The organism is Saccharopolyspora sp. 6V, from assembly GCF_020176785.1.
Lineage (GTDB): Bacteria > Actinomycetota > Actinomycetes > Mycobacteriales > Pseudonocardiaceae > Saccharopolyspora_C > Saccharopolyspora_C gregorii.
This window is the reverse complement of sequence record NZ_JAIUKB010000016.1, coordinates 1-8097: the sequence shown is the minus strand read 5'-3', so window position 1 is coordinate 8097 and position 8097 is coordinate 1. Positions and strand designations below refer to the sequence as shown.

The following is an 8097-nucleotide window of genomic DNA, read 5'->3' as shown; positions in this document are numbered from 1 at the left end:
CCCCGGCGGACACGGGGGTTTCCCCCCCACCCCCCACCCCTCCTCGGGGGGGGGGGCCCCCCCCCCCGGGGGCGGGGGGGGGGGGGGGGGCCAACACCGCGCGCCGGGCCCGCGCCCCCCCCCCCCCCCCGCCACCGCAAAGGTGCCCGGCACCGGTCAGCTGTAGGCGCTCATGCGCTTGCCACCGGCCTGGTCGGTGTCCTGCATGTTCGTCGTACCGGACTGGACGTTCTGCTTCTGCTGCTCGATGTACTGGGCGAAACCGTCCAGCCGGCCGCGCAGGCGCTCCGCCGAGGCGTTGTAGCCGGTGGCGGACTGCCCCTGCCAACCCTTCTCCTGCAGGTTGGTGGCGTCCTTGATGAGCTCGCTGGCGCGCTCGTTGACGAACTCGAGGCCCTGCTTCAGGAAGTTCTGGGCTTCTTCGAGTGCGCCGTAGTCATAAGTCTTGGGGCTGGTCATCTCTGCTGCTCCTCAGTGCGGAATGTGCGGATGTTCGGGTGCGCGAAGCGCGATCAGCCGATGAAGTTCTCGATCGGCGTGTTCGTGATCGGCTTGACGTTGCTCTGGTCCTGCTCGGTCTGCTGACCGGCGGTCGAGCGCATGTCCTGCGACATCGCCTGGAGGTCGGCCAGCACGGAGTCCTTCAGGCGGGTGAGGTCCTGCTCGTACTGGTCGACGAGCATCTTGGTCATCTCGTTCGGGCTGCGCTGGCCCACACCGTCGAGCTGGCTGCGCAGCTGGGTCAGCTGCTGCTCGATCTCTTCGCGGGCGGTGTCGTGCCGACCGGCGACCTGCTGGATTTCCGCTTCGTCAAAAAGTGCGCCGTCAATAGCCACTTGTTCCTCCGTTTGGCAATCGCCGCGGCGGCCCGCCGCAGTTCTCGTGCTCTGTGGATATCGGGTCTAACCCGACTACCAACTTAGATCTCCGCGCAGCCTGTGCGACCCGCGGGTGGTCTTGACCGCGTCAAGCTAGGGACTCCCCTCATCAAACTTGGAAGATCAAGAGGTCGGGGATTGGACCTGCGTGGCGGCAGCCGTGCTCAGCGCCGGCCCGTTGGGCAGCAGGGCGAGCAGGTCCGTGGGCACCTGCATCACGGAGCTCTCCGAGTATCCCAGGGATTTCAGCACGTTCGCGTCCGCCAGCGGGTACTTCGTGCCCACGTCGGTGATGAGGTACGCGGTGCCCGGAGCCGCGCCTGGCGCGGGCAGGTCCCTGGCCAGCACACCGCCGCCTGCGGGGATGACGATGCGGTCCGCCACGGTGCCCGCGATGTGCTGCGCGGTGTCCACCGCGCCCGCGTTCACCCGCGAGGTCGGCTGCAGCTCCAGCGTCACCTTCATGTTGCCCGAGGCCGAGGACGCGTAGCGCACGCACGGCTGCGAATCGGCGGGCGGGATCACCGTTTCCGGCACCACGCCGGGGAATCCGGTCACCAGGTCCGGCCCCTGCGAGGTCGGCACCCCGGAGATCGCGGACGGGCCCGCCTGGATCGGCGCGACCTGCATCCCCGGGTAGGCGTCCCGGGTGGACGGTGCGGCGAACAGCAGGGCCGCGCTCATCCTGTTCAGCGGCGTCACGCCGTCCTGCCGCACCAGGTAGAACTGGCTGGAATCGATGGCCGGGTTGCGCACCTCGTAGACCTGGCCGACGCGGCTGGGCTTGCCGTCGATCAGCGGACCGGCCTGCCCGGCGCCCGGGGTGTCCTGCACCTCGAGGTCGCGTCCGGCCGGGATCGGGTTCAGCCAGGTCGCCGGGACCTCCAGCGGCGCGGTGTCGCCGTAGCCGAGCGCGTCCACCACCGCCGGGCTGGTCACCCGGTACCGCTTGCCCTCCCAGATCAGCTGCAGCGCGCCGTCCGGGGTGCGCACCAGCAGGCCTTGCCCGTGCGTGGCCGCGGTGCCCGCCTGCGCGTCGACCATCAGCGTGATCGTCGGGTTGCCGATCATCTGGTTCGGCGGCAGCGGCTGCACGCACACCGTCCACGGCGTGACCCGCAGCGTCTCCGCCGTGGGGATCGAGTCGGGCGCGTTGGGGATGCCGATCGGCTGGCCGACCGGTGTGCCCTCCATGGATTCCCGGGACACCGAGGACACCGTGCCGCCGGTGTTGCCGGAGGCCAGCTTCGCCGAGGAGTAGTTCAGCGCCGGGTGCAGCTGCCCGTCCAGGTACACGAACTGGGCGCCGGTCTCCTTGTCCATCACGATCGACCCGGCCTGCTTCCAGGAGGTGTTCCCCCCGGGCAGGAACAGGCCGAGGATGCCGAAGACCGCCATCAGCAGCGCCGCGACCAGCACGCCGAACATGGTGCCGTTCTTCACCCTGCGGTTCGGCGATTCCAGCGCGTCCGGACGTCCGTGCGTGACCGCGGCGACGAGCCTGCCGACCACGAAGAAGTACGCCTGGACCTGATCCTTGCGTGACTGCATCAGCCGGCCAGCCCTCGCATCTTCGCGTACACGTGCAGGAGTTGGAGAAGCAGCGGCAGCACCGCGACCGCCGTCAGGGATTCGAAGATGTCCACCGCGCGGCCCCAGTACGGGCGCAGCCTCCGGTTCGGCAGGAACTCGGAGAGCACCAGCAGCAGCGCGCCCACGGCCAGCGAGGGCAGCCACACCGCGAGGATCGCGACCAGCGGACCCGCCCAGGTCACCACCAGCAACGTGCAGGTGGCGAACCCGACAGCGGCCGGGACGACCAGGGCCCAGCGCTGGATCGCGCCGTCCGGGTGCCGGGAGCGCAGGAACAGCAGCAGCGAGACCACCGCACCGAACACCACGGTCCACACGTCGGCTTCACCGACCAGCGCGCCCAGGACCATGAAGGTCAGCGCGGCACCGACGCCGACGTGCAGCGCCCGCGAGTAGCCCACGGTGACCGCACCGCGCTCGACCACGATCTGCTGCCCGATCGGTTCGATCTCCTCGGTCAGCTCGGACGGCGTCGTCGGCAGCAGCGGCAGCGTGAGCCCGGAGAGCCGGAACGACAGGGACGGGATGAACACGCTCAGCACGATCGTCACCACGATGCCGATCGAGGCGGCCTGCTGGCCGGAGGCCGGGCTCACCGAGGCGATCAGCGCCGGGATGCCGACCAGGAGCGTGAAGGTGATGGCGGTGGTGAACAGCAGCGACGAGTCCGCGACGCCCAGCAGCCCCACGACGAGCGCGATCAACGCACCCGCCGCCGCGCAGCTGATCATCATCGGCACCGTCGCCACCGGGTCCAGCGCGATCAGCAGCAGCACGCCGGTCAACGCCGAGTAGCAGACCGCGACGCCGGTGATGATCGTCGCCAGCACCGGGTTCGCGGCGCCGCGCGCCACCAGCGTCGCGGCGGCCAGCAGCAGCGCGGTCATGCCGCCCGCGATGGGTGCTTCCACCGCGACGTCGGCCCCGGCCAGCAGCAGCGGGAAGCCGAGCAGCAGCGCCGCCAGCCCCAGCGCCCGCAGCAGCCAGCGGGTCCGGGCCGGGCGCCACCGGCCGGCGTGGTTCTGCACCTGCTCGCCGACACCGTCGACGAGGTCGTCGTAGTCGATGGGTTCCAGCTGGTCCGCCCGCGGGCGGAGGTAGATCGTCTCGCCGTCGAGCAGACCTAGTTCGGCGATCGTCCGATCCTCGTCCAGCGGCGCCTCGCCGACGCGCTGGGCGACCCAGCCCTCGTGGTCCGCGCCCTGCTCGACCCACTCTGCGCCGAACTGGGGCAGGACGGCGGGAAGCAGGTCGGCGAGCGGCACTTCAGCGGGCAGGGCGACGTCGGTCGACTTCTTGCCGAGGACGAACCGTAGCCTCCCCGAGTCTGTTGTGCGATGCTGGACCTGCTCTTCCGAAATCGCCATGGGTGCCCGGGGTCCTTTCCTGCCAGGTTGAGAGACCGCGACCCGGTCAGCAACGTAACGCTTGCGGGCCCAGACGTTACTGATCAGTCCGTCCCCGCGGACATCCAGGGGATTCCACTCACCAAAGGGAGAGCACGTGAGCACGGTGCTGTTCGCTCGGCGTTCTCGCCGACCGAAACCGACCTCACCGAGCGAGGAGATAGAGATCCAGGAGCCGCCCGCGGTTCCGGAGAACACCGGTGGCGGGATCAGCTCCGTCATGATGTACGCCCCGATGGGGCTCGGCTCGCTGGCCATGGTCATGATGTTCGTGCGCCCGGGGTCGGGGGTGCTGTCCTACATCGGTGGCGGGATCATGATGTGCTCCGCCATCGGCATGATCCTGGTGCAGCTGCTGCGGAACTCGGTGAACCACAAGCAGAAGCTGCACGGGTTCCGCCGCGACTACATCCGGTACCTGGGGCAGCTGCGCCGCCAGGTGCGCAAGGCGCTCACCAGCCAGCAGAAGGCCGCGCGCTGGATCCACCCGGACCCGCGCTCGCTGTGGTCGCTGGCGCTGGGCTACCGGCTGTGGGAGCGCCGCCCGGCCCACGACGACTTCGGCGAAGTGCGGATCGGGCTCGGCAAGCAGCGCTCCGCGACGAAGCTGGTCCCGCCGGACAGCAAGCCGATCGAGGACCTGGAGCCGCTGTCCGCGCACGCGCTGCGCCGGTTCCTGCGCGCCTACACGACCTTGTCGAACGCGCCGATCGCCGTGTACCTGCGCGGGTTCAGCCAGATCCGGTTCCGCGGCGACGAGGAGGCGGTGCGCGGCCTGGCCCGCGCCATGCTCGCCCAGCTCGTCACCGCGCACGCACCCGGCGAGGTGCGGATCGCGCTGTGCGCGAGCGAGCAGCGCCGCGACGACTGGGACTGGCTGAAGTGGCTGCCGCACAACCAGGGCGAGGGCCGCGACGCCGCGGGCTCGCGCCGCCTGGTCGGCGAGACCATGACCGAGGTCGAGGACCTGCTCGGCGGCGGGGACTTCACCTCCCGGCCCCGCTTCGAGGCCGACACCCCGGTCACCCCGGGCGAACCGCTCGTCGTCATCGTGCTCGACGGCGTGCAGCTGCCCGCCGACCACCGCGTCGGCGAGGAGGGCTACCGCAACACCGTGGTCCTCGACGTCGGCGAAACCCTGCCGTGGCAGGCGAAGGCGGACGCGCTGTTCCTGGAGGTCGAGCCGGAGCAGGTCAGCACCGTCACCTTCGACCGGCTCGGCAAGCCCGCGGGCAGCCCGCTGTGCCGCCCCGACTCGCTGAGCACCATCGGCATCGCCGCCCTCGCCCGCACCCTGGCCCGCTACCGGGTCGGCGAAGCGGTCGCCGAGAGCGACGAACCGCTCGCCGGGGACTACGAGCTCGCCGGGCTGCTCGGCCTCGGCGACGTGCGCACCTTCTCCCCCGCCAAGTACCGGCGCGAGCGGATGACCGCGAAGCGCAGGCTGCGGGTGCCGATCGGCATCGCCGCCAACGGATCCCCGCTGGAACTGGACATCAAGGAATCCGCCGAGGACGGTTCGGGCCCGCACGGCCTGTGCATCGGCGCCACCGGTTCCGGCAAGAGCGAGCTGCTGCGGACCCTGGTCGCGGCGCTCGCCACCACGCACACCTCCGAAGAGCTCAACTTCGTGCTCGTCGACTTCAAGGGCGGTGCGGCGTTCCTCGGCTTCGACCAGCTGCCGCACACCTCCGCGGTCATCACCAACCTGGTCGACGAGCTGGAGCTCGTGGACCGGATGCAGGACGCGCTGACCGGTGAGATGAACCGGCGCCAGGAGCACCTGCGCGCCTCCGGCAACTACGCGTCGCGGCGCGACTACGAAGCGGCGCGCCAGCAGGGCGTGCAGCTGGAGCCGATGCCCGCGCTGTTCATCGTCGTCGACGAGTTCAGCGAGATGCTCTCCAGCAAGCCCGAGTTCGTGGACGTGTTCGCGATGATCGGCCGGCTGGGCCGAAGCCTCGGCGTGCACCTGCTGCTCGCCTCGCAGCGGCTCGACGAAGGCCGCATCCACAAGATCGAGACGCACCTGTCGTACAAGATCGGCCTGCGCACGTTCTCCGCGATGGAGTCCCGCTCCATCCTCGGCGTCCCCGACGCCTACGAGCTGCCCAGCGGACCCGGCAACGGCTACCTGCGCCCCGACACCACCACGCTGACCCGGTTCAAGGGCGCGTTCGTCTCCGGCACTTACCGCACCAAGCGCCAGCGCAGCACCCGCGCCGAAGCCGAGCAGCAGGTGGTGGCCTTCGGCACCGACTACATCGAGCCCGCCAAGCTGCCCGAGCCGGAACCCGAACCGGAACCGGACGCCGACGAGCCGACGCAGACCGTGCTCGACGTGCTGATCGAACGGCTCCGCGACATCGGCCCGCGGGCGCACCAGGTGTGGCTGCCGCCGCTGAAGAAGTCCCCCACCCTCGACCAGCTGCTGCCGCCGCTGGTGGACCACCCGGTGCTCGGGCCGCGTCCGGTGGGCGACCTGCAGACCGCGAACCTGCACGTCCCGGTCGGCCTGATCGACCTGCCCGCGCAGCAGCGGCGCGAACTGCTCACCGCCGACCTCAGCGGCAGCCGCGGCAACGCGGCCGTCGTCGGCGGCCCGCAGACCGGCAAGAGCACCATGCTGCGCACCTTGATCAGCGCCCTGGCGCTGACGCACAGCGCGGCCGAGGTGCAGTTCTACTGCCTGGACTTCGGCGGCACCCTGGCCTCGCTCGGCAAGATGCCGCACGTCGGCAGCCTCGCGAACCGCCTCGACAAGGACCGCGTCACCCGGACCGTGCTGGAGGTGACCAACCTGCTGGCCAAGCGGGAGACGCTGTTCGCCGAGCACAACATCGACTCGATGGCGACCTACCGCAAGGCGCGGCGGGCCGGCCGGTTCACCGACCTCGACCCCTACGGCGACGTGTTCCTCGTCGTCGACGGGTGGTACACGATCCGGCAGGACTTCGAGGAGCTCGAAGACCGGTTCACCGAACTCGCCGCGCGCGGGCTCAGCTTCGGCATCCACCTGCTCATCGCCACCAACCGGTGGGCGGAGATGCGGCCATGGCTGCGGGACGTGCTCGGCACCCGGTTCGAGCTGCGGCTCGGCGACCCGGTCGACTCCGAGGTCAACAGCAGGCTCGCGGCGACCGTGCCGAACATCCCCGGCCGCGGCATCACCACCGACCGGCTGCACTTCCTGGCGGCGCTGCCGCGCATCGACGGCGACCCGAGCAACGACGACGTCGCCGACGCCACCACCGAGCTGTCCGAATCGCTGGCCCTGCCCGAGGCGCCGGTCGCGCCGCGGGTGCGGATGCTGCCGGTCACGCTCACGCCGGAGGAGCTCCCGGCACCGACCCGCCCCGGCGGGGACAAGGAGCTGCGGATGCCGCTGGGCATCGAGGACACCGGCCTCAACGTCCAGTGGTACGACTTCGACACCACCCCGCACCTGCTCATCTACGGGGACGCGGAGTCCGGCAAGACCAGCGTGCTGCGGCACATCGCCAAGTCCATCGCGGCGACCTACGGCCCGAACGAGGCCCGGGTCATGTTCGGCGACTTCCGCCGCGAACTGCACGACTCGATCCCCGCGGAGAACCAGATCGAGTACGCCGTCGGAGCGGACGCGCTGGGCAACTCCATCGCGAACGCGGCGCGCGGCCTGGAGAAGCGGATCCCCGGGCCGGAGATCCCGCCGAGCAGGCTGCCGAAGCGCGACTGGTGGAACGGCGGACGGCTGTTCATCATCATCGACGACTTCGAACTCGCCGAAGGCGGCATGGGCGCGGGCATCCTGCAGCCGCTGAACTCGCTGGTGCCGCACGGCGCCGACGTCGGCGTGCACCTGATCCTCGCGCGCAGCACCTCCGGTGGCAGCCGCTCGATGAGCAACCAGGTGATCCGGCGGATGTGGGAGCTCGGCACCCCGGCGATGCTGCTGTCCTGCCCGAAGGAGGAGCGGTTCCTCGGCAACCTCAAGCCGCGGACGCTGCCCCCGGGGCGGGCGCAGTACATCAACCGGCGCCGCACGGTCCGGCTGGTGCAGACCCCGCTCGTCCCCGGCCCGCCGAAGTCCCGGGACTGAGCCTCCGCCGCCCGCCCTGTTCCTCGGGGCGGGGGGGGGGGCCGCGCCCCCCCCCGGGGGGCGGGGGGGGGGGGGGGGGCGGGGGGGGGGGCCCCCCCCGGGGGCCCCCGGGCGGGGGGGGGGCGGGGGGCGCCCGGCC

The 8097-nt window shown here is 71.1% G+C and carries 5 protein-coding genes; 1 reads left to right on the top strand and 4 read right to left on the bottom strand.

Annotated elements, in window-relative coordinates:
* Positions 1 to 156: 156 nt before the first annotated feature.
* From LCD35_RS03735 to eccD, 4 genes are all read right to left on the bottom strand, one after another.
* Positions 157 to 459, bottom strand: a complete 303-nt coding sequence (locus tag LCD35_RS03735) for a WXG100 family type VII secretion target (protein WP_224958427.1) — start codon at positions 457 to 459, stop codon at positions 157 to 159.
* 53 nt (positions 460 to 512) lie between these two features.
* Positions 513 to 836, bottom strand: a complete 324-nt coding sequence (locus LCD35_RS03730; RefSeq protein WP_224958429.1) for a hypothetical protein — start codon at positions 834 to 836, stop codon at positions 513 to 515.
* A 165-nt stretch (positions 837 to 1001) separates the two neighbouring features.
* Positions 1002 to 2429: a type VII secretion protein EccB gene (gene eccB / locus LCD35_RS03725; protein ID WP_224967249.1), complete on the bottom strand. Its 1428-nt coding sequence runs from the start codon at positions 2427 to 2429 to the stop codon at positions 1002 to 1004.
* Positions 2429 to 3838, bottom strand: a complete 1410-nt coding sequence (gene eccD, locus LCD35_RS03720) for a type VII secretion integral membrane protein EccD (RefSeq protein WP_224958433.1) — start codon at positions 3836 to 3838, stop codon at positions 2429 to 2431. The genes eccB and eccD overlap by 1 nt, the downstream gene beginning before the upstream one ends.
* 136 nt (positions 3839 to 3974) lie before the next feature.
* Between eccD and eccCa the strand changes: the two genes are divergently transcribed.
* Positions 3975 to 7958: a type VII secretion protein EccCa gene (gene eccCa, locus LCD35_RS03715; RefSeq protein WP_224958434.1), complete on the top strand. Its 3984-nt coding sequence runs from the start codon at positions 3975 to 3977 to the stop codon at positions 7956 to 7958.
* Positions 7959 to 8097 lie beyond the last annotated feature (139 nt).